Source organism: Shinella kummerowiae, from assembly GCF_009827055.1.
Classification (GTDB): Bacteria; Pseudomonadota; Alphaproteobacteria; order Rhizobiales; family Rhizobiaceae; genus Shinella; species Shinella kummerowiae.
In genome coordinates this window covers 329,294-352,606 of the sequence record NZ_WUMK01000004.1, presented here as the reverse complement: position 1 = coordinate 352,606, position 23,313 = coordinate 329,294, and the positions used below count along the sequence as shown (strand labels likewise).

The window sequence follows — 23,313 nt, the reverse complement described above, 5'->3', positions numbered from 1 at the left end:
CATGGCTACTTTCATTGGTCAGCCCATGTTCCCGGTTGATTTTCTCCGGCCGACGCGCGCTTCCTTCGACAATCGCGGCAACGCGATCGACGGTGGCGTCAACGGGCTCGGGGAGAGCATCACGTCGGAACTCTCCGGCGGCGGCATGATCACGGCCACCTATGAGCGAATGGTTTTGCAAGGTCCGGACGAACGGCACGAGATCATCAATTGGCTGGGCGCTCGCCTCAATGGCGGCTTCCGTTTCATCAACGTGCCGATCGTCAACGACAAAATCGGGCCGTTCCCTGTCATCAATGGCGCGGTGCGGCCCATTGTGAAAGGTATTCAACACTCCGACGGGTCGTTCTTTTCCGACGGCTCTGGTTATTCTCAGGCAACAGTCTGGGCAAAGCTGATCGAGAACGCTCCGCTGCGCGCCGGTCAGATCACGATGCGCATCTATGGCGCCTCGCGGGATCTCCGCTGGTCGGACTGGTTTTCAATCTATCACAGCCAGAACGGGGCCTCATCGAAGGGCTGGCGGGCATGGCGGTATTGGGAGAGCGACATGCTCAACGAAGGCACAGAAACCGTCGAGGGTGTGTCCCTATCCTTCAAGGACTACCGGCTGGCAATCAATCCTCCGCTGAGAGAGGCAACCGTCGCAGGCACGCGCATCGAGGCGGCGCGGCCTACCTGTGTGATGAAGCTTCGTCGTGGTGAGACCGTGCCCTTCGAATATGAAGGCTGGTATCAGTCGCGGCCCTCGATCAACTTTGTTGAGGCATTCTGATGGGGTGGTTGCCCGACAATGTGATCGAGGCGCTCCAGACAAGCCACCAGCTCGGCATTTTTCTTCGGGTGAATACGGATCCCGCACTTCACCTGTGGTTCGGTGATGACGAAGTACCGATCGGCTTTGACAGCATCGACCCTGACGGGACCGTCTATCAGGGCGGAGGGCGTCTGCTTGGTATCCCGTCACTGGAAATTCTGGTGAATGGCACGTCTGACGCCGTCGACTTCACCATCTCGGGAATAGACCCGGCGACGGGGGCGGCGATGCTTGACAGCATCCCGCCAGTCCGCGGGGCATTGGTGCAACTCGGCATCACTACCATGGACCAGTACCACCAGCCCATGAGCGCAATTATCCCGCTCTGGACTGGTGTCGCATCCCACCCGAAAGAGGCCCGCGTGCCAGTGGGCGAGGGAGAAACCCCAACCCTTTCGCTTAGTCTGGCGGTCGTCGCCGGCGAGAACATGCGGTCTCGTAAGTCAAGCTCTCTCTGGAGTGAGCCTCAACAAATAGAGGTTTCGCGCCAACTCCGCGAAGGTACCGCCAACGCTTCTCTCCCCGACGACTTGTTCTGCAGCCAGACCGGTCGCCTATCGCGCGGCGTTCAGCCCACCTGGCCCCGATACAACTGAGGCACTCATGACATTGCACGAGTTCTTGGCCTTGGACCACCGGTTCAAGTGGTCCGGCTATGGCTTTACGGGCCGCGCCGAGATCTACAACGACTGCGTTCTGTTTCCGGGAACATGGGTTCACGATCAGACCGGCGTGGACGTCGTGAGCGAGTATCGTGGGACCTACCACAACAAGGAGCAGGCGGACGCCATAATCTCGGCCGCAGGCGGACTGGTGAACCTCGCAGGGCGGCAGCTCGCCCTCGTCTCCGCTAAGCGGGTGCAGGAACCCCGTACGGGTGACGTTGGCGTGATCATCGCGCCGACCGGCACAGCGGAGCAAACCCTTATCGGAGCAATCCGCTTCGGGCCGGTCTGGGCGTTCCTCACGCCGGGCAGAGTTGTAGCGAAACAGGCTGAATGCGTTGCCGCCTGGAGTATTCCTGGATGCGCGTGAGCAGTTTGTACGAGGACACTCCGAGCGATGAGGCCTATCGCCGCTGGCTAGAGCGGGATCGCTACGCAAGCACGTTCTTGCGTTGCCCGCCGCCGCGCTACGACCCAATCCTGACGCCGATCTTCACGTCTTGGTTTGCCAGCCTTGGCTTTAGCGCCACAGTGTCGGCGTTCCTAGGTTCCGCAGCGACAGCGCTAGTGACGACGGCGGCAACTATCGGCCTCCAGATGCTTCTCGCTCCGAAGCCGCCGAAGCCGGAAGACGGAAAGATTCCGAAAACACAGAGTGTGCCGCATCGCTGGTGGGGCGTGGGCCGTGTTCGCGTGGCCGGCGCGTACATGCTCTGGGAGAGCCGGGACAACATGCTTTACGCGGTTCAGGCTATTGCTGGCCACCGCATTCAGTCGGTCAACCGGTATTGGCTCCACGATGACGAAGTCTTGCTGGACGAGACCGGTACCACGATCATCAACGGCAGCCGCTATCGGAACAAGGTCAAAATCTTCTACCGTCTCGGGCTTGTCCCCGAAACGCCCTACGAAGCGATCGTCGACGCTTTCGCTGATGAGGCTCCTGGTAGCCAGGCTTGGACAAACGACCATCGAGGCGATGGCCAAGCCTCTTTGGGCATGACCGTCAAAGCCGCGAACCAGAACAATCAGCCCAAAAACTTCCCGTACGGTCCCCCATCGCTCTCGGCCGAAGCCGACATGGCCTTGTGCTGGGATTTCCGTGACCCAGCGCAAGACCCGGAAGACCCGGACACATGGGAGTGGACCCGCAACTCAGCGCTCATCCTGGCGTGGCACCAGTGCTTCAACCCCTTTGGCCACAAGCGCGACTATACCCGCGCCCTTCTGCCTGTGCTCGACATGTGGAAGGAAGAGGCGGACATCTGCGATGAGGATGTTCCTCTCAATGGCGGCGGGACAGAGAAGCGGTACGAGTGCAACGGCTTTGATACGACCGAAAACGACCCGAAGGTCGGCACCAATGCAATCCTCGCCACCTGTGACGGCTGGATTTGCGAGCGCGGCGACGGCGCACTCCTTTTCATCTGTGGAAAGTTTCGGGAGAAGTATGTCGCCACGATCACGGACGCGGACATTGTCGGCCACCAGATCCAGTACGACGTGCTTTTCGAGGACGAGATCAATCGGCTCGTTCCGAAATTCACCTATCCAGCGATCGATTACGCCACCTCTGATACCGATTTCTTCGAGGACGGAGACGCTATCCTGCTGGCCGGCCGCGTGCTGGCGCAAGATGGTGTCTATCAATGGTGCCACCAATGGCGGCAGGCGAGGCGGTTAGGCAAGCGGGACTGGCTGCGACTGCAGGAGAAGGTCTCAGGCGCCCTTGACCTCCGTCTCTCTGCCATCAACGCCGTTTTCACGCGCTGGGTGCGTCTCCAGACGCCTCTTTCCTTGCCAAGGCTGTCCGGCAAACTGGTCGAGAACCGCAAGTCCACGCTGGCCCTCCTTCAGGGCGGCTTCAACATGGAGATCGTCCAGCACCCGGAGGACATCGACGCATGGAACCCGGCAACGGATGAGGGCCGCCAGCCGCCGGTCCCGCCGAAGCCGAACGTTGACGACATTATCACCCCTGTCATCAACCTCGTGCAGGCCAAGACGAGCAACGGCTCGGTTTACATTCGAGTGGTCATCATCGACCCCGAGGACGATACGCTCATCCCGATGGTTCGCTACCGTGTTGCCGACGCTGACGGACTTGGTACGCCCGGCGCATGGATCGAGAAGGAGTTTCCCGACGCACAACCGGCGCTGGGTTTCATCGACCTAAACACGGACGTGGTCCCAAACGACAAGCTGCTGGAAATTCAGGTAGCGTTCAAAACGTCGAGAGGTGACGGAGATTGGTCGGCGACGGTAAATGTCACTTCAACGGTCGATCCGATAGCGCCGGCCGCGCTCATCTCGTTCACGCAGACCGCCGCCGCGCCACATCTCGGCAATGCTGTTTTCAGCCTGGCTACGCAGAACGATGCACATCTGAGGACGGTCGGGCTGTACCGAAAGACGACCGGCGCCGCGCTGACGACGGCTGCTGACGTTATTGCGCAATGCACGAAGGTGACAGCGCTGACGGTCGCGTCATCGATCGCTGCGACCTACGGGTACACGGACGGCGATGCCAGCCGCACCAACATCATCAGCAACGGCGACTTCGCGGCAAACCTAACCGGCTGGACAGCGGGAAGCGGCTGGGCGTGGAATGCAGGGACGGCCAAGAAGACGGCCGGCACTGGCTCGACGCTCTCGCAAACTCAGTCTATGGCGAACGGCGATGTCATGCGCTTCAGCTTTGATGTTTCCGGCCGCACCGCGGGGCAGGTAACGCCGGGCTTGACGGGTAGCCCGAACGTCAACGGCACGGCCAAGACAACCAATGGAACCTATCGCGAAAGGCTAACCGCCAATGCGACGAGCACGGCGATCCGCTTCGTTGCGGATGCCAGCTTCGATGGCGCGCTGGACAATGTGATTGCCTTCAAAGAAACCATCACCTGCGCTCCGCAAGGCGTGTGGGACTACTACGCCGTGCCGTTCAATGGCTCGGGCGTTGCGGGGCCGCCAAGCGGGCCGGTGACCGTCACCATTATCTGATCAACCGAAAAATTGGGAATTCGCCTCTGGCCGTGGCTGGAGCGCTTTCGCGTGGAGAATCGCATATGGCCACTGTCGTCACCGACGTCATCAAGTCCGTTTTTGCGGATGGTCCGACTTCCAATCCGGAGCAAGTCAACAAGGCACGCGTTCGTCAAGAGGTCGGGCCGACAATCGACAGTGAACTGGACCGGATCACAAATCTCGCCTTCGAGGCGGGCGATGTGTATGCGAACACAGCCGCCGGCCTTGCAGGAACGACGATCGGCCAACAGTTCCGAGTGGCGTCCGCTGACCCGAACGTCGCCTCGTATACCTACCGCCATGACTCAGGTCCCGTCGCAACTCTGATCGCCACGACGCCCAGCGTAGCGGCCTTGGCGACCAAGGCGGATGCCTCTGCGCTGGCGGTCACTGCGGCGCAGACCACGCGCGCAGATGATCGGTCGGGCGCGCTTTCATCCGGGTTTTCTCGCTCTTTGGTCTTCGGGGCGTCGAGCCCCGCCACGGGAGATAACGCGGCCGGAAGCATTCAGTTCGTCCACGCGGCTGCAACGCCAGGCGCGGGCGTCCTTCGTCAGGTCACGCTTTACAGCATGGTGGCCGCGTTGGTGGAGATCAGCATCTTTTCGCGTTCGGATGCCGATCTGTTCGCTCGCCTTCGCTACAAGACGGCACAGACGGTAGTGGGCCTCAATACCTTCCAGGTTGATCTGCCTTTCGATACAGAGCAGTACATTGGGCTGCGTTCTGATACGGCCGGGTTCATCAGCACCCTGACGGTCGACAACATCGGTCATTTCGCTGGCACGCTCTCAAGCGGGACATTCACGGACTCGACGAGCGCCCCGACGGTTCAGCTTCAGGCATCCTTCGCGATCGACGTCTTCAACCGGCAGCCGATTGTCGAGACCCTGACGGATATCTCGACGGCCTCTGGCTTTGTCGGGCTGCAAACGACGCCTGCGACGGGCACCAATTTTCCGACTGGCACGCTCGTCCTGGCCGATCCGGTCAAGGAAGATGGATATCTCGACTACATCGAGATGACGGCAAATGCCGGCGCCAACATCGAAATCTGCTTGTTCGAGCGCTTTGGGATAACGCTTGTCAAAGCGCAGCGCCTGCGCCGACTGACGGTGTCAAAGACGGGTGTCAACCACATCGACATTCAGGCCGATGTCCGGGCGGGTCAGTTGATCGGCTTCCGCTCCCCGGATAGCGGGTGGGCTACGTCCGTTGCCGTGACAGGAGCAAACCCACACTATCGAGCCGACACTGTCGTTGACAGCTTCGACCAGGCGGCAGCCTTCACGGGATCAGCCCCGCAGATACGTGTCGTCGTTCGCACAAAATATGCCTCTTCGGTCAACCGGGTGACGCTCGACAATGCTAGCCGGCTTGTGATCATCAGCTCCTCGTATGCGGCCGGCGGTGCATGGACGTTGAAGGACAAACACTGGGTGGCGGCGTTCTCTGCGGCTTCCGATTTCAATGTCGAAGTCATGGGCATTGGCGGCTCGACCATGCGCCATATGCTCAACACCCGCGTGAGGAGCAATCAATCGCTTCCGCCAATCCTCGCCTACGAGAAGGGCATCAGGGATTACCGCGGAACAACCTTCTTCGTGGAGTTCGGATGGAACGACGCGTTCAGCGGGACGCTCGGCGTCTCCTATGCCCAGTATCTCCAGGATTCGCGCGAGATGATCGAAAGCCTGCGGTCGCTCGGTGGGCAGGTTGTTGCCTCGCATGAATGGCAGCCGGCCTATGACCGGGCAAACCCCGTCACACAGATCGGCATCGAACTGCTTTGCCGCGAAATGGGCGTGGATTTCATCAATCCTATCCCCAACACGTTGCGGGTGCGCGGCTCCTCACCCTTCTATGCGGGCTTCTGGGATAGCGGCGGGGCCACCAGCACCAACCACCAAGGCGCGCGGTCTGGCTACATTCTCTCGGACGAGTTCAACCGACTGCTGCGGACGGTGATGCCGAGGACGCAGCGTTCCGTAAAAATCTTCCGCCCTCGCTCAGGGTTCTCCACGATCGATGACCTGATTTTCGGCGATCGTTATGGCCGCACCAAGCGTTGGCGAGAAATCAGCCTGCAGCACCGCTCCATGCTGGATCCAACGAAAGTCGACGCCGTCAACGAGAGTGCGGATTCGGAACTCATCCGCTCGGAGTACCTCGCTCTGCGCGGTGGTCAGGCGATTTCCATTTCCGATTATGCGCTGATCGATGCCGTGATTGATGGGCAAATCGGCACGATCAATGACCTTTCGCTCGTGCTGGGTGATCCCAGCCTCACGGTCTATGTTCGTGATGCGTTGTTCTCGACCACGGCGGCGGATTACCCGACCAATCCTCCGACGGTGTGCAAGTGGACTGCGGTTGCCGGCGACGGCAATGGTCGCTTCACGATCCCATCCGCAAGTCTTCCCGGCAAGCTGCACGGCGATAATGTCAGTTTCCTCGTGTACAAGTCCGGCGGCTTCTCGCTCTCGGCTCCTGTGGTCGAATGGCGCGGTGGTTGCTGCAAATCCGTCCTGCCTCGTCTCCCGGAGCGTGAAGCTCGGGGTGCTGCGATATTGCCGGTATCCACCTTCGTTGACGGCAGCCTCACGGGCTGGACGGTTACAGGCGCGCCAGCCGTCAGCACGGACAAAACATACCAGTTCCCGCGCGATAGTGTGGCGCGCATCATCACGATGGGCACGAGCGACAGCATCGAGCAGCCGTTCACCTACTCCATCGACCCGGTGCGGGGGCGTGAGGCGGAGATCGTCGTCACCGCTCGACATTTCCCGGCGCTGGGGTCGATCACCTCCGACAGCTTCGACCTCGCTCAAGTGCTTGTTGGTCTGGTGTTCCACACTACGGGTGGTGTCGGAGCAGATGGCGACGGAAACTACGTCATGCTGCAGCAAGTTCCGGTGGGCCTGTGGTGGAAGAATTGCACGGTGCGGTTCACCGTGCCGCCGATTGCTGGTCTTCTCTCCTTGCGAGTGCGCGTCGATACGGCAAACGTGCAAATCGCCGAGGTCACGGCACAGCTGGTAGATTGACCGGCCTCCACTGATTTACCCCTCACAAAAGGAAATCACCATGACTACGCCCCTGCAAGTGCAGGAGCGCTTGATTGCGCTCGGCTACAAACCGGGACCGGCCGACGGTATCGACGGGCCGAAGACGAGGGAAGCGGTGAAGGCTTTCCAGCGTGACAAAGGCGTGACAGCGGACGGAATCGCCGGCCCTGTAACCCTGGCTCTGCTTTTCCCGATCGCTGCTGCCAACCCGAATGCGGCGTCTATCGCATCGGCAGTGATCCTCAAGCAGCCCAAGGCCACGCGAAAGATCACGGAAATCATCGTCCACTGCACGGCTACGCCGGAGGGCCGGGAGGTCTCGGTCGACACGATACGCTCCTGGCACCTCGCCAAAGGCTGGAAGGATATCGGGTACCACTATGTGGTGGGGCTCGACGGCACGGTGCGGCCTGGTCGACCTGAAGCGCAGATCGGGTCGCATGTCGCCGGTCACAACAGCGGAACCATCGGGATCGTCTATGTCGGCGGCGTCGCGGCTGATGGGAAGACGCCGAAGGATACCCGCACACCGGCCCAGACGGCCGCTCTCCTCGACCTCGCAAAGGCGCTGATCGCCAAATACCCGGCCATCAAGAAAGTCACCGGCCACAATCAATACGCCGCCAAGGCCTGCCCGTCGTTTGACGTGCGTAAGGACCCGCTTAGCTCACTCGCTTGAAAGGAACCACCATGGACAGCAGCACCTATAGGGAGAGGGCCGGAGTGCTCGACGGCCCGGACACGCGCACCGCCTATCTCCAGCGCCTGCTCACGCGCGGCCGCTACGCCATCGGCCCGATCGACGGCATCGTCGGCAAGAAAACCCGGGCCGGCATCCGTGCTTTCCAGCTCGCATCCAGTCTCGACCAGACCGGCGAGTTCGACGCGCCGACGGTCGCGCGCCTCCGTTCCATCTTTGAAGCCAAGGCTGCGGCCTGATCACGAAAGGAAATATCCATGGAAAAGATCACGAAAGCACTCGCTGCGGCCGCTGGTGGCGCGGCAACCGGCACCATCGGCCTGCCGTTCATGCCGGCCGATACGCCTTGGTATGGCTATCTCGCTCTCTACGTCATCACGATCGGCCTTCCCGCCGTGCTGACCTATCTGGCGCCGAAGAACGCCAACTGACCCATCGCAAGCATGCAGGAAGAGCGGATGACCGAGGAGAAGACCATGGGCATTACCCGTGCAAGGACTATGGAATGGAACCTCAACACGGTCATCCAGCTCGTCACACTGGTGGGCATGATCATCGGCGGCGTCACCATCTGGGTCGACAAGAGCCGCGACATCGAGGATCTTCAGACGTGGCGCACCGGGCACGAGCAATACCAGAAGGAGCGCCTCGCCGAAGTCAAGGCCGGAGAGGGGCGGACGGAAGAGCGGTTCCGGAGCCTCGAAGCCGATGGGCGCAAGGCCACATCGATGCTGGAGAACCTGTCCTACCGGGTGACAGTAACCGAGCAGACCACGACATCGACGGCAACTGCCATCAAGGAACTGCAGAACCTCGTCAGCCAGCAGGCGGGCGATATCAAGGTTGTGCGGGAGATCCTTCAGAGGATCGAGGCGGGGCAGCATAGTGGGATCGAGCGAAAGTAGTCGCCTCCGTACTCCCAGATGCGCGCTGGTCGATTTCTATTTTATGAATGGATCGCCAGCCCAAACCGTAGACACGCCACGCTTCTTGAAAACTAGCATTAGATTGGCTCTTGCGGTTTCTCGATCGTTGCGCAACTTCGGATCAGATGGTTCTGAATACCCAAGGTGCGCATGCGCTGAATAGTCTTTCAGCGCATCGTCGATGACGCAAAATGCACCGGTTGTTGAGCGTCCAAGTTTCACCCCACGGATTTCCTCGCAGGTGGCCTTGAGGTACCCCTCGTGCGTCCGAGTGACATTACTTGCCAATAGTACGTCCACGGTCTTTTGCTTCGCGCTGGGACCGGTGATATACGAGGCGCGGCAAACGGATAACCTTGCCTCCTTCAACTGCGACTTGCTGATTTGGCCTACGCTGCTGGTAAGCGGATTTACCAGCGCATAAACTATCATCTCGTCATTTGCGACAATGCCGGGCGAGAAATTGCTCTGGGAAACTGCCTCTTTAGGGCATTCGCATCTGATCATGCTGTCTTGGTGAGGTATTCCTTGAGATCGGCAGGAAGAGTTGTGACGGATGCATCCGCATCAGCTCCGGAGACGAACTGGCCGTCTATCATCAGTGTGTACCCAATCCGCCCATCCCCCTCAATGCTCGCGACCGCATGACGACCATCGCCGATCCATTCGAACACAACCTCAGAATCGTCCGCCCACACTTCGGGCTGCCAAGTGAGGTCACGTAATATGCCTGCGAATGTAAGGGCATCCTTATTCAGGCTCAAGCTGTGGACATTTTCCAACGCCCTAACCAGCGGATCACTGTTAAGAGGCGTGCGCACATTAACGGTCAAGTCTTTGACGTTGACCGAGCAGAGAGGGCGCCCCGATGTTGAAGCTGAAGTAACCGGAAGCCTTGTGCGGAATGCGGGAAGACCCGGCTTCAAGCGAGCTGCGGGTTTGCTGTCCACGTGATTGGTCTTAAGAGTGCGATGCTGGCGCATCGTGATCTTGCCACCTTGCAGCTTGAACAGAACGCCCGAATTCTCGAAAACGCTGCTATTGCTGTCGAACGCCGAACGGTAGACATAGTGCTCGTCGATAAGGTCCAGCGACGGATCTGCTGCGTCATCGGGTGCAGGAATATTGTGATCAAGGTCACCGAATTTCTGACGGGCTGCGAGCGCAGGTAGCGGGGTCAAGACAGCCGCAACTGTGCCCATCACTACAGCGCTATGTAGGAATTTGGTTAAACTCGTCGCGTCGGTCGTAGCGCTAGAGAGGGATTCAAGGGTCGCGCTCGTAGACCATGTCGAATGAGTTTCGTTTGCCATCTGTGATCGGATAAGTTCGGTCACGACCGGAACCTCAAGTTGTTTTTTCGCGCTTTCATCGTCTCTGCCACCAGAGCATCTACTACGTCAAGAGCTTTATCAGCTGTAAATTTGGTATGTCCCGGCCACGTATTAAAGTCCAGGTTAACAACCCCTACGATAGCCTCGCTGTTTATGACCTGGGGCGATAAGCCGGGAACCATCTGCTCAAGCGACATCACGAGGGACTCTGAGGACCAGCGAACCAGCCTGTTTATCTTGTGGCTCGCTACGTTCGTTTGCCAGTTTGCCTGAAGTAGAAAGTCCTCTTCATCGCCCAGGCTGATCTTGTATGGCATCACGCTAAGCAGAGATTTGTTCGCATCGGCCCGGGATTTTGCGCCCAGCGCAAACCGAGTACTAAAAGCTAATCTAGCCGTATCGCCGATCATAGGAACAAGAGCCATCATAGCGGTTTTTACGATTTCGATACTTTCCCCTACGTTGACGATTTTTCCAGACCCGGTGAATTTATTTGGGTTATGAACCGAGTTGAGGTTAATATCGCAGCGCCCCGGCTGCAGATTTACGCTGAGTACATGGTCCCGATCCTGAACGGATGCCATACCTGACCGCCCGAATTGCGGGTTAGTGTTTTCCTGAGTGGCCGTAGCCTGTCTGTTAAAAGCGGCCTCGAAAAGCACTGAAGCAGGTATGTTGTGTCGCTGATGCACGAATAGAGTTCCCTGAACCATCTCGGCTGGCCACTCGATAATCCCAACACTCATTCTGCACTCCATGGACCTGCAAGATCTTTTGCTTTCCTATCTTTAAACACTTCGTGTTGTCGAGATGTTAACTTTTGCTAGCTTAGCGCGCTGCTTGGCGAAACGCACGTACTTGGCCTCGGCATAAGGCTTTCGCATACGCGGCTTTCTTTTCCTTACAGCGAATTGACGATAGGCGCTGGCCGCTCAGTGAACTTCGAGCTGTTGATGTCCCGGCTGACGCGGTGCATCTGCATCTGCCCGTCGAGGTGATGGCCTAGGATACCTTTGAGGTTTTCCTGCGGCGTGGCCGGATTGAGCCAGCCGTCAAACACCTCCGGGTCGAGGATGACCGGCATGCGGTCGTGGATCTGGCTGATAGGTGCGATCGATGGCGCGGTGATGATTGTGCAGCTCGTGACGTCGAGTTTCGTGTTGTGCGCCCACAGGCCCGCGAAGGCATATGGCGCTCCGCCCGGCATCTGGATCAGCCACGGGTCCTTGCCGCCGTCGTCGCCCTTGGTCCATTCATAGAAGCCGTCAGCTGGAATCAGGCAGCGCCGCGCCTTGAAGGCATCGCGGAACGCTGGCGACGAATCAACAGTCTCGATCCGGGCGTTGAACATCGCGGCCTTCGGCATTTCCTTCGCCCAATGCGGTACCAGCCACCACCGGCCGTCGTCGACTACCTGGTTGCCTTCGTCGTCCAGCCGAACGAAAGGGACGGTCTGCGTCGGAGCGACGTTGTAGCGCGCCTCGGTGTTCCGGATGAGGTACTTGTCGGTCAGGCGGTAAAGCCCGACAAGCTCTCGCCAGGACATCATTTGCGTGAAGCGTCCGCACATGCGTTCCAAACCCCGTCAGTCTTTGAGCTTTCGTATCGAGGCGCTTGTCCGGTCGTTGCAATTCAGGGCGAGGATGTGATGGTCCGCCAAGGAAGCGATTGCCACACAGGCCTCGCCCTCATCCCATCCCGCCTTGATTGCCTTCCAGACAAGCGCCTGAAATTCGGCTTCGAGGGCTTCCTCACATTGGAGAAAGCGGTCTTCCGCCTCAACGGTCGGTCTTGGTCCGCGAATAGCCATGGGCGAAGGATAGGGCGGGGCGCCTATGTCGGCAAGGAACCATTTGAGGCGGGCTTGCCGGGCTGCTTGTACGGGTAGTGCTCCCAGCACCACCACTTGACGGGCGCGGCCTTCGACGGAGAGAAGCCGAAACCTCCCCACTCCTTACAGCCAGGTTGCTCGCAGTAGTGATCGAACACGCCAGCGGGGATTTTGTCGTTGTTGAAGTCTGAGGCCATGACAGTGGTCTAGGGTGAGTCGGCTATCGTGGCGAGGGGGCGGGGCGCTATAAAGCCGAGCAGGTTACCAGCCGAACTTTCGGCCGCGCTCCTTCAGGTCAGCTATTCGCTGTGAGACAGCCTCGGGCTTTGGCCCGGTGCGAGCAACGCCCTCATCATACCAGTCCTCAACACGCTTCGCAGCCTCCCAAGCCTCCGCCTCATGTCCGGATTGAGGCATAGGGCGCTCAAACTCCCACCATGAGGAACAGCCGCCGGCCCAGATAAACATTCCGGCCTTTAAGCTCGTCTTGTCGCGATGGATGCGCCCGATATAGAGATCCCCGTCATAAGCTGCCCAGTCTTCATCGGCCTCGCCAGGCCATGTGAGCCGCCATTGGTATTTTCGTTTCCAGGAGCGTTCGGTCATTGGCGGGAGATGATGCGGGGAGGGGGAGGAGTCAAGGGTTGTCCACAGCGATCCGAAAACCGTGGATGACAGCGTAGGCCACGGAGTTCAAAGGGCGAACGAGCGTTGGACCACTTCCTGGCAAGTTCTTGATTCGTTGTGGTCCGTTTTGAGACGCGTTGGACCGCTCAACGCCCTATTTCCAGCACGTTGCGCCGTTTGGCCGAGTCTTCTCGACCGCACCAAAAAAACCCGGCTTAACAGCCGGGTTTTTTGTTTTCTGCGAAATGCTTGCGGGAAAGCTGCACACGGCAAATTCCGGCTGGCAGAGGTCGCCGGCCGGAGCAAACCCCGCACGTGTCAGTCCCGGGTCTTGTTGTACTTCTTGACGATGCGGTCGCGCTTCAGCCGCGACAGGCGGTCGATCCAGAAAATACCGTCCAGCTGGTCGATTTCGTGCTGGAGGCAGATGGAGAGGAGGCTGTCGGCATCTTCCGTGTGGTGCTTGCCGGAAAGATCCTGATAGGTGAGGCGGATGCGGGCAGGGCGCTCCACCTCGTCCGTCACGCCGGGCATGGAGACGCTTCCCTCGATGTGTCGCTGCACCTCCGGCGAGAACCATTCGATTTCCGGGTTCACATAGACGCGTTGCGACGCCGGCCCGTCGAGTTCGATCACCGTCAGCCGTTCGAGGATGCCGACATGGGCGGCGGTGATGCCGATACCGGGGGCAGCGCGCATCGTGGCGGCGAGATCGTCGGCAAGCGCTGCCAGTCGTGCGTCAAATGCTTCGACCTTCTGACAGGGCAGACGCAGGCGGGGATCGGGGTAACGGAGAATGGGAAGGATCGCCATGCTGGCTCCGGGTGTAAAAGGGATTGCCCTTCCTAGCCTGTTTGCGGCATCGGGAAAATGCCAGCCGCCAGCGCCTGCCGCAAATCGTGTGATTTGCATGAAATTGCAACAGCTTGCGAAATTTTGATTTGCGCGGACTTTTTGCCGCTTTCGGCAATGGACCGGCCGCATGCTTTGCTTTAGCACGGTGAAAGCAAGCACTGTCGCGCGCCGTGCCTTGCCGAGGAACCCTGCATCTCAATCCCTGTCGTCCCTCCGCCGACATGCCGGGCGGGACGAACCCGATACAAGGAGCGGCCCGATGGAAAACACCGGCGACGATCACCGTATCCACCAGGGACAGCCGGAACACAGTACCTTCGACGGCGAGGATATCTACGCCGAGGACGGCTCGATCCGCTCGGATTTCCTCATGCATGTCGGTGCGGCGATTGCCGACCGCGACCTCCTGTTCCTGCGCCGCCATGTGGCGCGGCTGCACGAATCGGAAATGGGCGACCTTCTGGAGGCCATCCAGCCAGAGCAGCGCCGCCAGCTCGTCTCGCTTTTGGGCGCGGAATTCGACCTTGCGGCGCTGACCGAGGTGGACGAGGCGATCCGTCTCGACATTGTCGAGCACATGCCGAACGAGCAGATCGCCGCGGCACTCGGCGAGATGGATTCGGACGACGCCGTCTACATTCTGGAAGACCTGGATCAGGAAGACCAGGAGGAAATCCTCTCCAAGCTGCCGTTCACCGAACGGATCCGCCTGCGCCGCTCGCTGGATTACCCAGAAAGCACGGCCGGTCGCCGCATGCAGACCGAATTCGTCGCCGTGCCGCCGTTCTGGACGATCGGCCAGACGATCGACTACCTGCGCGAGGACGCCGATCTGCCGGACAGCTTTTCGCAGATCTTTGTCATCGACCCGACCTTCCGCCTGCTCGGCGCCATCGATCTCGACCGCATCCTGCGCACGGCGCGCGGCACGAAGATCGAAGCCGTCATGCGCGAGACGAACCATCCGATCCCGGCCGAGATGGACCAGGAAGAGGCGGCACAGCTCTTCGAGCAATACGATCTTCTGTCCGCCGCCGTCGTCGACGAGAACGGTCGTCTGGTCGGCGTGCTCACCATCGACGACGTGGTCGACGTCATCCAGGAGGAGGCCGAGGAGGACCTGATGCGCCTCGGCGGCGTCGGCGACGAAGAACTGTCGGACACCACCATCGAGACCGTGCGGTCGCGTGCACCCTGGTTGCTCGTCAACCTGCTGACCGCCTTCCTTGCCGCCTCGGTCATCTCGCTCTTCGAGGCGACCATCGAAGAGATCGTGGCCCTTGCGGTTCTCATGCCCATTGTGGCCGGCATGGGCGGCAACGCGGGATCGCAGACGATGACCGTCACCGTGCGCGCGTTGGCGACCCGCGACCTCGATATCCACAACTCCTGGCGCGTCGTGCGCCGCGAGGCGGGTGTCGGGATCCTGCATGGGCTTGCTTTCGGCCTGATGATCGGGGCTGTTGCCGCCGTGTGGTTCCATGACGTCAATATCGGTGGAGTTATCGCCACTGCCATGCTGATCAACATGTGCGCGGCGGCCCTTGCCGGTATCATGATCCCCATGCTGCTCGATCGCGCAGGGGCGGACCCTGCCGTTTCCTCCGGCGTCTTCGTGACGGCGGTCACCGATATCGTCGGGTTCTTCGCATTCCTTGGTCTGGCGACCTGGTGGTTCGCGATCCGCTAAAATCGGGTTAGAATGCGCGGCGTTTTGCGTTCTGATTTGCACAGGCAGGCAGGAAAAATTGACTTATACGTAAAAGTCAATAAAATGCCTGCTCAGACGAGATCGGAGCAGGCGTGGACAAGTTTTATACCATAACGGAGCTGACGCGCGAATTCGGGGTTTCCACCCGCACGCTGCGCTTCTACGAGGACGAAGGGCTGATCCACCCCGAACGTCGCGGTCGCACGCGGCTTTTTCGCCCTGCCGACCGCCGCCTCATCCTGGAAATCCTGCGTGGCCGCCGCATTGGCTTCACGATCGCTGAAATCCGCGACATTATCAAAGTTTACAAGGACCCGCCGGGCGAGGTGGGGCAACTTGAAATGCTGATGACCAAAGTCAGCGAGAAGCGGGAAGAGTTGCGCCAGAAGCGGCGCGACATCGAGGAAACGCTGGCCGAACTCGACAATGTCGAGGAGGCTTGCCTCACGCGCCTGGCCGAAATCGGCGTCGGCACCTGATAGCCTGCGGTAACACAATTTCACAAACGTCGTTTCGGCGCGGACCGGGTCGCTGTTTGCTGGAAAACGTCAGATCCAGCGCGCCGTTCCGTTGCAATAACGCTCGAAATCGATGCCGAAACGGGAGAGCAGGTGCAGCTCTTCGCGACGGACGGCAACGATGCTTGTCGCGCCGGTGGCGATCATGGCCGTCAGGATGCACCATGGATTGAGGACCGCTAGGCCGATGCCGGCGGTCGCTAGCGTATAGCCGAGATAGATGGGGTTGCGCGTCAGGCGATAGGGACCGGATGTCACCAGATGGGTGGAACAGCGGTTCGGCAGGATTGTCGTATGACAGTCGAGCAGCGTGCGCATCGCCCACACATCCAGTACGATCGCCGACGCGATCAACACGCCACCGGCGGCCCGGGCAATCCAGATATTGGTTTCCGCGACCGCGAGCGGAAAATACGCCTGAAGCATGAAGGCCGCCGCTATGGCCGCGCCGTAGATAAACGGCGGCCACGGAAAAGCGAGTGGCTTCATGCGATAGGCATTCATGATCCTACTCCTTCAGGTTTGTTTTCTCTGCCGCATCCGCTGTGCATTGCGAGGAGATTTTCGAGATCCGCTCGTCCGTCGTTATGTCGATCGCGCCGCGGTTCAGGTCGGCAAACAGGTTTTCGCCGATCAGGCGATCCAGCGTGCAGCCGCAGAAACTCTGGCAGAACGCCGCGCTGCTCCCATTCTCGCAGGCGCGCATGCAACTCTTCGTGTAACCGACGACCGGGTCCGCCGCAGGTGCCGGAACCACCAGGGAAAAGCCGTACACCAGCGCGATCAGCAGCGGCTGATGGATAAGGTAGATGGCAAGACTGTGGCGGCCGGCCGCCTCCAGCAGGCTTTTCCACCAGATTTTCGTCGTATTGCCGTAGCCGGCAAGCCGCTCCGGCAATGAACTCGCGACGAAGAGGCGAGCAAGCGCAATGCCGAGCAGCGCCGGCGCCAGCCACGGCAACAGCGGCACATAGTCGTTTGAGCGCGGGATGTTGACCGAAAGGCCGACCCACCACAGGGCCGGATGGTCAAAGAGCGGCGCGCGCAGATACAGCGGCGCGGTGACGACGGCCGCCGCCGCAAGCAGCGTAACGACGACCGGAAGACGCAGAAAGAGAAGACCGATCAGGCTTGTCGCCGCGATCGCATGCAGGATCCCGAAGAAAATGAAGGTTTCGGGAAAGGCGAACCAGGTGGCGATGGTGATGGCCGCCGCCGCGAGGCCGATCTTCGCGAAGCGGATGAGAAAGGGCCTAAGGCGAAATCCCCGTTGATGGCCGAGCACGAGGCTGAAGCCGACGAGGAACAGGAAACTGCCGGCGATCACTCGCGCAAAGATGCGCCAGCCGCCGGTCGTCGCCGTGTCCGGTTCGATATAGCCGAAGAAGCCGAGGTCCCAGGTGAAGTGGTAGATCGCCATGGCGATCAGCGCGACGCCGCGCAACTGGTCGATCAGCGGAATACGCGGCAACCGGCGCGTCGCTGCGCCGTCTCCTTCCACATTGCCGTCAATCACCGTGGTGGTCATGGTTTGGGGTCGTCGCATTGTCTGGTCCACAGGAAAGTGTCACGCCAAGCTTGCGCCGGGCGGATGGCCGAAAGGTGGCCGATGGGGGGATTGATCAGTCGAGCCGCTCCAGCACGGCAAGGCGTGCTTCGGAATAGAACTGGCGGCGAACGAGCACGATGATGATGCCGATGGTCGTCACGATGAACAGATAGGGGCTGACGAACCAGCCGAGATAGCCGATCGACAGGAAGATGGCGCGCAGCCCCATATTGAAGTGCTTAGCCGCCAGGATGTTCATGCGGATGACCTTGTCGGCGGCGAGGTCCGCGCCGGCGGGGTCCTTGTGGATGTCGCCGCTCATCGGCATCGCACCGAGCAGGATGGTGCAGTAGTTGAACAGCCGGTAGGACCAGCCGAACTTGAAGAAGGCATAGCCGAAGATGATGGCAAGCCCGCCGACCTTCAGCTCGAAGCCGGCGCGGCTGCCGCGGAAGACATAGGGCAGGTCGTTGAAGATCGCGAAGACCTGTTCCGTCGCGCCGAGCAATGCGAAGCAGCTGCCGAGTGCCAGAAGCGAGGTGGAGGCGAAGAACGCCGTTCCGTTCTGAAGGCCGGCCATGATCTGCGTGTCGATCATGCGCAGGTCGCGGTGCATGGCGTTGCGGATCCACACCGCGCGCTGCGAACTCATCGCGCGGGTGAGGCTGACACGATCGAAAAATTTCGCCCGGTCGGTGATCCAGGAATACCCGGTCCACAGGACGACGAAGATGACGAGGGCGGCAAGATCCGGGGTGCTCATGGCTGAGCGTTGTGCCATGGATTCGGCAATTTGCAAGCGGCCCCAAAAAAACGGCCGCGCCGCATTCAGGCCTTTGGCGGAAAAGGGGCGCTCCGTTTCCGCTGTCGCTGCGCGCAAATGTCTGATTTTGCGACAGGTCATGCGCTGGGCGCGTATCTCCTATGATTGTGGCGCCTTGGTTTCGCCATTTTTCGCGATTGCGGTTTCATGAAATCTTCATTAAACAGAGCCCATGCAGCGCTGAACACGGCTGCTGCAACGACATCTTCCATCGGGGTAATCATGGAAAGCACTGCACAAAAGTCCTGCTGGGGCGTAACGGCCCGCGCAGTTCTCGGTTTCGGCGTCATTCTGGTCATCGCTTATCTCTTCGGCGGCATCTGAAAACACCAGGCGATAGCCCCTACATAGACAGCGTGTCTCTCGCGAGACGCGCTGTTTTTGTTTTTGGCGACCATGTCGCGCAGGTAAAACCCGATGTCGGGAGATCGCCTTATCCGCACTGCATGATAACGTAGCTTCAGGGATCAAGGCGCCTGCCAAGGCAAGGGAGAAGTCCGGGTTATGTTTCTTTCCGTATTCGATGTTTTCAAGATTGGTATCGGCCCGTCGAGCTCCCATACGATGGGGCCGATGTCGGCGGCCAACCGGTTTCTCGACCTGATCCTGTCCTCCGACTGGCCGCGCCCTTCCGGCGCGCAGGTCGCCACCATCCGCATGAGCCTGCACGGTTCGCTGGCCTATACCGGCGTCGGCCACGGCTCCGACCGCGCCGTGATTCTCGGCCTGATGGGCGAGCGGCCCGATTCGGTTGATCCCGACCAGATGGATGCGATTGTCGGCGAAGTGGAGCGCACCGGCCGGATCACGCCGCCCGGCCATCCCGGTTACGCCTTCCAGCCGAAGACCGATCTGATCTTCGACAAGAAGAACCCGTTGCCCGGCCATGCCAATGGCATGACCTTCTCTGCCTACGACCGTGACGACCGTCTGCTTTTGAAGCGCATCTACTACTCCGTCGGCGGCGGTTTCGTCGTCACCGACACCGAACTCGAGCAGATGCGCGCCAGCAAGGCGCGCGCTGGCGACAAGAAGGTGCCGTTCCCCTTTGCATCGGCCAAGCAGATGCTGGAAATGGCGCAGCGCTCCGGCCTCACCATCGCCCAGATGAAGCGCGCGAACGAAGAAGCGACCATGTCGCGCGAAGAGCTGGATGCCGGTCTCGACCGGATCTGGGGCGCGATGAAGAGCTGTATCGACCGTGGCCTCAAGAACGAGGGCATCATGCCGGGCGGCCTGAAGGTGCGCCGTCGTGCCCGCTCCATCCATGACAAGCTGCAGGAGGAGTGGCGTTCCAACAAGGCCAACCCGCTGCTCGCCAACGACTGGCTCTCCGTCTACGCCATGGCCGTCAACGAGGAGAATGCCGCCGGCGGCCGCGTCGTCACCTCGCCGACCAACGGTGCGGCGGGCGTGGTGCCTGCGACCATCCGCTACTACCTGCATTTTCATGAGGATGCCGATCAGGACGGCATTCGCGACTATCTGCTGACGGCGGCGGCCGTCGGCGGCATCATCAAGCACAACGCCTCGATATCGGGCGCCGAAGTCGGCTGTCAGGGGGAGGTGGGCTCCGCCTCCGCCATGGCTGCCGCAGGCCTTGCCGCCGTCATGGGTGGCACGCCGGAACAGGTGGAGAATGCCGCGGAAATCGCACTCGAGCACCATCTCGGCATGACCTGCGATCCGATCGCCGGCCTCGTGCAGGTGCCGTGCATCGAGCGCAATGCGCTCGGCGCGGTGAAGGCGGTAACCGCCGCCTCGCTCTCCCTCAAGGGGGACGGCGTCCATTTCGTGCCGCTCGACGCCTGTATCGAGACGATGCGCCAGACCGGCGTCGACATGAACGAGAAATACAAGGAGACCTCCACCGGCGGCCTCGCTGTCAACGTGGTGGAGTGCTGAGACTTTCGCGGCATTCCTTGTGGAGTGCGACGCGGCGGCCCCTTGACCCGGCCGCCGCAAGGGCGTTCAAAAGGCCATGGCCCTACATCTCATCAAACTCTGTGTCGGCGCGGATTCCATCGATGACCTGCGTGAATGGGTGTCCGAACGCTCGCTGATCGCGATCGCCGCGGGCATGGAGCCGCATTCTAGCCATATCACCCGCATGATCCCGAAACGCGATCAGGAACTGCTCGACGGCGGCTCGCTGTACTGGGTGATCAAGGGCCAGGTCCAGGCCCGCCAGCGCTTGCTCAATCTGAAGAGCTTTACGGATGTCGACGGCATTTCGCGCTGCGAGCTGGTGCTGGGGCCGGAAGTCATCGAGACCGAATTCCAACCGCGCCGCGCCTTCCAGGGCTGGCGCTACCTGCCGGACGAGGACGCGCCACGCGACCTCAAGAATATGGGCGACGGCACCGCCGATCTGCCGCTGGAGCTTCGCCGCGAGCTCGCCGAACTCGGCCTTCTCTAGAAAATAGCCGTCGCGGCGTCCTCAATCGCGTTTCAGGTCTCTTTCTGCCGCCACCCGGCGCATTCCGACCTCGTTCAACCAACGAGGTCTCCATGATCAAAGTGCTCTATTCCGCTGCCCTGCTTTTTGCCGGCTTCACGACCCTTGCCCATGCCGATGCCGTCGGTGTCCGGGATTTCACGGTTCCCCAATCCGAGAATGGGCGTGCGCTAAAGACTGTCGTCTGGTATCCGGCCGAAACCAACGGCAAGGTCGAGATCGTCGGCGAGAACCCGGCCTTCCTCGGCATCTCGGCGATCCGCAATGCATTGCCGGACGCGACGGCCCATCCCCTCGTCGTGCTCTCCCACGGCTATAGTGGAAGCTGGCGCAATCTGAGCTGGCTTGCGGGAGAGCTGGTCACGAAGGGCTATGTCGTCGCGGCAACCGACCATCCCGGCACGACGACCTTCGACAGAAGCAGGACGGAGGCGGCAAAACTTTGGGAGCGTCCCCGCGACCTCAGCCGTCTCATCGATGCCCTGCTTGCCGACAAGGAACTGGGACCGCGCATCGACGGGAAGCGGATCGCCGCCATCGGCCATTCGCTCGGCGGCTGGACGGTAGCGGCGCTTGCCGGCGCACGGGTTGATGCGGCGCAGTTCGCGGCGGATTGCGAGGCGAAGACCAGCCCGCGGGCCTGCGCGCTTTCCCATGAATTGGGGCTGGACAGCACGGGCGAAGCAAGAAAAACCCTTGAGGGCGATCTGCGCGACCCGCGCATCGGCGCCGTCGTGTCGCTCGATCTTGGCCTGGCGCGCAGCTTCTCACCGGAGAGCCTCGCCGCAGTGACCGTTCCAATGCTGATCTTCGGCGCCGGCATCGATGTCGGCGGTCTGCCGGCCGATCTGGAATCGGGCTATCTCGCTGCGAAACTGCCGATGGCGATACGTGAATATGTGGTCGTCGCGGATGCCATGCATTTCAGCTTCCTGCAGCTTTGCAAGCCCGGCGCGGTCAAGCTGATCGAGGAGCGATCGCCCGGCGACGGCGTCGCCTGCAAGGATGGTGGCACGCGCGGCCGGGCGGCGATCCACCGCGAGGTCGCCGATCGCATCGCCACCTTCCTCGGCGCTACCCTGCCGTAGCGGAGCGGCGGAAATCACTGGGACTGCAACCGGCCGTCCGCAGGAATTCGCGATTGAAGTTCGACTTGGTTTGGAACCCGGCTTCGAACATCACCGTGGTGACCGGCATCTCGGTCTCGGACAACAGACGCTTGGCCGCCTCGATCCGGTAGCCGTTGACGAGTTGCGAGACGTTGCGTCCTTGCAGCCGGTTGACGGCGCCGGATATCTGGCGGGCCGGAATGCCCGCGCGCCGGGCGATCCGGTTCAAGGTCAGGTCCGGATCGCGAAACAAGTGTTTCTCCCGCATCAGGCGATCGACCGCATCGAGGATCCGCAGATCCTCTTCACTCGATACGGCCGGTTTCGGACCGCCGCCGGCATCCTCCGGCGGTATGCTTCTGCCGATCACGGCGACGACATAGGCAAGGACCGGCAGGACAAGGAGATTGCCGGCCGTCACGATCCGGGCGGCATGCGTGCCTTGGTAAAAGCCGAAATCCACCGCGATGAGCAGGTCGAAGAAAGCGGAGGTGATGAGCAGCGTGCCCGCCGCGAGCGTCGCCTTGCGTACACCCGCCACGTCGCTGAGCCGTGTCGTCACGAAGCTGTCCGGACCGGCGAGCGCCAGGCGCAGCAGTGCGGCGCCATAACCGAGATAGAGAAAAGCGAGCACGAGATCGACGGGCGATTGCCAGAGCGGCCAGAGTGCCGACAGGAGCAAGACCAATGCGGGCGGCAGGGCATGGAGCCAGCGCTTTGTGTCCTGCCCCGCGGTAAAACACAGCCAGGCAATCGGCGGCAGGCCGGAGGCGAGGACCGGCTGGAGAAACCGCACGAACGGCCAATCGAAGGTCCAGCGTGCACCGACGATGGCGGCGACGGCGATGCAGGCGGCAACAAACCCGATGGCTGGTCGCAGCGTCGGTTCGCGCAGCAGGACCAGTCTCAGCAGAAGGACGGCGAGAAGCAGCGCGATGACGAAGGGAAGGGGTATTGCCGGCATTGGCCATGCTCAGCAGATGCCGCTGGATTTTGCAAGGGCCGGCAGGACCAGCCCGTGAGGCTCAGCGCAGCCGCATCCGCACGGGGAAACGGCGTTCGCTGACGCCGACATGCAGGTGGATCCCGGCGGCCGGCTGACCCGAACGCCAGGCGCGGGCGCCATGAGCGAGCAGCATGCCGACGAGATCCTTCGTCCTGTTGCGTGAACGGCCAAGCCCGATATCCGCAATCCGCATCGCCGCCTCGTGCAGCGGATGGAGCGTGCCCTTCAGCGACTTGCGCTTTTCGTCGCGCGCTGCCGGAGGGAAGTCGAACAGGTTCTCGTTCATCGCCAT

At 60.9% G+C, this 23,313-nt stretch carries 24 protein-coding genes; 14 read left to right on the top strand and 10 right to left on the bottom strand.

Annotation, left to right across the window (positions count from 1 at the left end; all coding sequences use genetic code 11):
- Position 1: 1 nt before the first annotated feature.
- The 9 genes from GR138_RS12625 (at position 2) to GR138_RS30255 (ending at position 9,179) form a co-directional block, all read left to right on the top strand.
- Positions 2–775 carry a hypothetical protein gene (locus tag GR138_RS12625; protein ID WP_160859597.1) on the top strand — a complete coding sequence of 258 codons (774 nt, stop codon included), beginning with the start codon at positions 2–4 and terminating at the stop codon, positions 773–775.
- Complete coding sequence (locus GR138_RS12620) at positions 775–1,413, top strand: hypothetical protein (protein ID WP_160859596.1); 639 nt, start codon at positions 775–777, stop codon at positions 1,411–1,413. The genes GR138_RS12625 and GR138_RS12620 overlap by 1 nt, the downstream gene beginning before the upstream one ends.
- Before the next feature lie 7 nt (positions 1,414–1,420).
- The gene (locus tag GR138_RS12615) at positions 1,421–1,852 is read left to right on the top strand and encodes a DUF6950 family protein (protein ID WP_160859595.1); all 432 of its coding nucleotides are present in this window, start codon (positions 1,421–1,423) and stop codon (positions 1,850–1,852) included.
- Positions 1,843–4,482 (top strand): phage tail protein, encoded by a 2,640-nt coding sequence (locus GR138_RS12610; RefSeq protein WP_160859594.1) that lies wholly within the window; start codon positions 1,843–1,845, stop codon positions 4,480–4,482. The genes GR138_RS12615 and GR138_RS12610 overlap by 10 nt, the downstream gene beginning before the upstream one ends.
- A gap of 65 nt (positions 4,483–4,547) precedes the next feature.
- Positions 4,548–7,553: an SGNH/GDSL hydrolase family protein gene (locus GR138_RS12605; protein WP_160859593.1), complete on the top strand. Its 3,006-nt coding sequence runs from the start codon at positions 4,548–4,550 to the stop codon at positions 7,551–7,553.
- Between the two features lie 40 nt (positions 7,554–7,593).
- The gene (locus GR138_RS12600; protein WP_160859592.1) at positions 7,594–8,253 is read left to right on the top strand and encodes a peptidoglycan recognition protein family protein; all 660 of its coding nucleotides are present in this window, start codon (positions 7,594–7,596) and stop codon (positions 8,251–8,253) included.
- Between the two features lie 11 nt (positions 8,254–8,264).
- Complete coding sequence (locus tag GR138_RS12595) at positions 8,265–8,513, top strand: peptidoglycan-binding domain-containing protein (protein WP_160859591.1); 249 nt, start codon at positions 8,265–8,267, stop codon at positions 8,511–8,513.
- 18 nt (positions 8,514–8,531) lie between these two features.
- Positions 8,532–8,705 carry a hypothetical protein gene (locus GR138_RS30260; RefSeq protein ID WP_202402626.1) on the top strand — a complete coding sequence of 58 codons (174 nt, stop codon included), beginning with the start codon at positions 8,532–8,534 and terminating at the stop codon, positions 8,703–8,705.
- A 27-nt stretch (positions 8,706–8,732) separates the two neighbouring features.
- On the top strand, positions 8,733–9,179 hold the full coding sequence (locus GR138_RS30255) for a hypothetical protein (protein ID WP_202402648.1): 447 nt from the start codon (positions 8,733–8,735) through the stop codon (positions 9,177–9,179).
- Positions 9,180–9,703: 524 nt separating this feature from the next.
- On the opposite strand, the gene GR138_RS12590 is transcribed toward GR138_RS30255, so the two are convergent.
- The 5 genes from GR138_RS12590 to GR138_RS12570 all read right to left on the bottom strand — a co-directional run bounded on the left by GR138_RS12590 (position 9,704) and on the right by GR138_RS12570 (position 13,805).
- A complete protein-coding gene (locus GR138_RS12590) occupies positions 9,704–10,537 on the bottom strand; it encodes a hypothetical protein (RefSeq protein ID WP_160859590.1) in 834 nt (277 codons plus the stop codon).
- Positions 10,534–11,280 carry a hypothetical protein gene (locus GR138_RS12585; protein ID WP_160859589.1) on the bottom strand — a complete coding sequence of 249 codons (747 nt, stop codon included), beginning with the start codon at positions 11,278–11,280 and terminating at the stop codon, positions 10,534–10,536. The genes GR138_RS12590 and GR138_RS12585 overlap by 4 nt, the downstream gene beginning before the upstream one ends.
- Before the next feature lie 155 nt (positions 11,281–11,435).
- Entirely contained in the window at positions 11,436–12,104 is a 669-nt protein-coding gene (locus GR138_RS12580; RefSeq protein ID WP_160859588.1) for an SOS response-associated peptidase, read from the bottom strand.
- Positions 12,105–12,626: 522 nt separating this feature from the next.
- Entirely contained in the window at positions 12,627–12,971 is a 345-nt protein-coding gene (locus GR138_RS12575) for a hypothetical protein (RefSeq protein WP_160859587.1), read from the bottom strand.
- 339 nt (positions 12,972–13,310) lie between these two features.
- Positions 13,311–13,805, bottom strand: coding sequence for a peptide deformylase (locus GR138_RS12570; RefSeq protein WP_160859586.1), 495 nt, complete (start codon positions 13,803–13,805; stop codon positions 13,311–13,313).
- Between the two features lie 301 nt (positions 13,806–14,106).
- On the opposite strand from GR138_RS12570, the gene mgtE reads away from it, so the two are divergent.
- Complete coding sequence (gene mgtE, locus GR138_RS12565) at positions 14,107–15,537, top strand: magnesium transporter (RefSeq protein WP_160859585.1); 1,431 nt, start codon at positions 14,107–14,109, stop codon at positions 15,535–15,537.
- Positions 15,538–15,650: 113 nt separating this feature from the next.
- Positions 15,651–16,037, top strand: a complete 387-nt coding sequence (locus GR138_RS12560; protein WP_160859584.1) for a MerR family transcriptional regulator — start codon at positions 15,651–15,653, stop codon at positions 16,035–16,037.
- A 69-nt stretch (positions 16,038–16,106) separates the two neighbouring features.
- Here the strand turns inward: GR138_RS12560 and GR138_RS12555 are convergent, their stop codons facing one another.
- From GR138_RS12555 to GR138_RS12545, 3 genes are all read right to left on the bottom strand, one after another.
- A complete protein-coding gene (locus GR138_RS12555; protein ID WP_160859583.1) occupies positions 16,107–16,580 on the bottom strand; it encodes a methyltransferase family protein in 474 nt (157 codons plus the stop codon).
- A 4-nt stretch (positions 16,581–16,584) separates the two neighbouring features.
- Positions 16,585–17,622, bottom strand: coding sequence for an acetyltransferase domain-containing protein (locus GR138_RS12550; RefSeq protein ID WP_246200414.1), 1,038 nt, complete (start codon positions 17,620–17,622; stop codon positions 16,585–16,587).
- 76 nt (positions 17,623–17,698) lie between these two features.
- Complete coding sequence (locus GR138_RS12545) at positions 17,699–18,388, bottom strand: DUF599 domain-containing protein (protein WP_160859582.1); 690 nt, start codon at positions 18,386–18,388, stop codon at positions 17,699–17,701.
- Between the two features lie 564 nt (positions 18,389–18,952).
- On the opposite strand from GR138_RS12545, the gene GR138_RS12540 reads away from it, so the two are divergent.
- From GR138_RS12540 to GR138_RS12530, 3 genes are all read left to right on the top strand, one after another.
- Positions 18,953–20,353 carry an L-serine ammonia-lyase gene (locus tag GR138_RS12540; protein ID WP_160859581.1) on the top strand — a complete coding sequence of 467 codons (1,401 nt, stop codon included), beginning with the start codon at positions 18,953–18,955 and terminating at the stop codon, positions 20,351–20,353.
- Between the two features lie 76 nt (positions 20,354–20,429).
- Entirely contained in the window at positions 20,430–20,867 is a 438-nt protein-coding gene (locus tag GR138_RS12535) for a DUF1489 family protein (RefSeq protein WP_160859580.1), read from the top strand.
- 92 nt (positions 20,868–20,959) lie between these two features.
- Positions 20,960–21,994, top strand: a complete 1,035-nt coding sequence (locus GR138_RS12530) for an alpha/beta hydrolase family protein (RefSeq protein WP_160859579.1) — start codon at positions 20,960–20,962, stop codon at positions 21,992–21,994.
- On the opposite strand, the gene GR138_RS12525 is transcribed toward GR138_RS12530, so the two are convergent.
- Both GR138_RS12525 and GR138_RS12520 read right to left on the bottom strand, forming a co-directional pair.
- Positions 21,981–22,979: a helix-turn-helix domain-containing protein gene (locus GR138_RS12525; protein ID WP_160859578.1), complete on the bottom strand. Its 999-nt coding sequence runs from the start codon at positions 22,977–22,979 to the stop codon at positions 21,981–21,983. The genes GR138_RS12530 and GR138_RS12525 overlap by 14 nt on opposite strands.
- A 61-nt stretch (positions 22,980–23,040) precedes the next feature.
- On the bottom strand, positions 23,041–23,313 hold the full coding sequence (locus tag GR138_RS12520; RefSeq protein WP_160859813.1) for a hypothetical protein: 273 nt from the start codon (positions 23,311–23,313) through the stop codon (positions 23,041–23,043).